We start from the raw sequence: 1,436 nt of genomic DNA, 5'->3' as shown, positions 1-1,436 counted from the left end.
GGTGGCGGTCGTCTTCCGCGCTTCCTGGCCGGACGAGCGCGTGCTGACCGGCACGCTGGCGACCATCGAGGCACAGCTCGCCGCCGATCCGATGGAGCGCACGGCGATCATCTTCGTCGGCCGCTCGCTGGCGGCGCGAGGTTTTGGCGAGAGTTCATTATACGACGCCCATTATCAGCGGCGTTTTCGCGGACGGGACGGATTGTGAGCGGCAGCACCAAAAACACCGGCGAAAACGCCACGCTCGAAAAAGCCTTGTCCCGGCTGAACTTCAAGCCGCGCCAACTGGAGCCGGGCCATGTCTGGCTGGCCGGCGCCGGCCCCGGCGACCCCGGCTGCCTGACCCTGGAAGTGCTGGCGGCGCTGGCCGAGGCGGATGCGCTGGTCTACGACGCACTGGTGTCCCCTGACATTGTCGCAGTTGCGGAGAATGCCGAGCTTTTCTTTGCCGGCAAGCGCGGCGGCAAACCGTCGATGAAACAGGACGACATCACCGCCCTGCTGGTCCGGCTCGCACGCGAAGGCCGCCGCGTCGTCAGGCTGAAGGGCGGCGATCCCTATATTTTCGGCCGTGGCGGCGAAGAAGCTCTGGCGCTGGCGCGGGAAAGTATCCCGTTCCGCGTCCTGCCCGGCCTGACCTCGGGCCTCAGTGCGCTGGCCGCGACCGGCATCCCCGCCACTATGCGCGGCATCAACAAGGCGGTGATCCTGGCGACCGGCCACGCCGCCGGCACCGATGACGATCTCGACTGGGCGGCGATCGCCCGCACCGGCCAGCCTGTCGTCGTCTATATGGGCATGGCCAATCTGCCCTTGATATCAGCCGCCCTTCTCGATGGCGGGCTGGCGCCGTCGACACCGGCGGCTGTAATCGTCGCCGCGACGACGCCGCAGGAGCGGACCGTCGTCGCCACGCTCGCCACCATTGCCGAGGAAGCTGCGGCCGCCGGTCTGGCCTCGCCGGCGCTGATCGTCGTTGGCGGCATCGTTGCCATGCGCGCGGCCCTGGCGGGGCAAGCATGACGGCCCGCGCCATCATCATCGGCGCGCCGCGCTCCGGCTCCGGCAAGACCAGCGTCACCATCGGCATCCTGCGGGCGCTGACCCGGCGCGGGCTGAAGGTGCGCGGCGCCAAATCCGGCCCCGACTATATCGACCCCGGCTTCCACACCGCCGCCACGGGCCTCTCCGGTGTCAATCTGGACAGCTGGGCGATGCCGCCATCGCTGCTCAACGCCCTTGCCGCGCAAGCCGCCGATGACACCGATTTCGTCATCCTGGAAAGCGCCATGGGCCTGTTCGACGGGATACCCGCGGCTCCCGGCCGAACCGGCTCGGCGGCCGACCTGGCGCGGCTCTATGGCCTGCCGGTGCTGCTTGTGCTCGACGTCTCCGGCCAGTCGACCACGGCGGCGGCTGTCGCCAAGGGTTTTGCC

General features: G+C 69.2%; 1 protein-coding gene and 2 pseudogenes. All 3 read left to right on the top strand.

The window, feature by feature from the left end:
- Positions 1–208 (top strand): annotated as a pseudogene (locus tag EOA22_RS33450) (precorrin-4 C(11)-methyltransferase); the annotation flags it as partial.
- Entirely contained in the window at positions 205–1,023 is an 819-nt protein-coding gene (cobA, locus tag EOA22_RS33445; protein ID WP_063168247.1) for a uroporphyrinogen-III C-methyltransferase, read from the top strand. The pseudogene EOA22_RS33450 and the gene cobA, both read left to right, overlap by 4 nt.
- Positions 1,020–1,436: pseudogene (locus EOA22_RS33440) on the top strand (cobyrinic acid a,c-diamide synthase); the annotation flags it as partial. The gene cobA and the pseudogene EOA22_RS33440, both read left to right, overlap by 4 nt.

The sequence above is a fragment of the Mesorhizobium sp. M7A.F.Ca.US.014.04.1.1 genome (assembly GCF_003998745.1).
GTDB classification, from domain to species: domain Bacteria; phylum Pseudomonadota; class Alphaproteobacteria; order Rhizobiales; family Rhizobiaceae; genus Mesorhizobium; species Mesorhizobium ciceri.
This window is presented reverse-complemented; position numbering and strand designations above follow the sequence as displayed.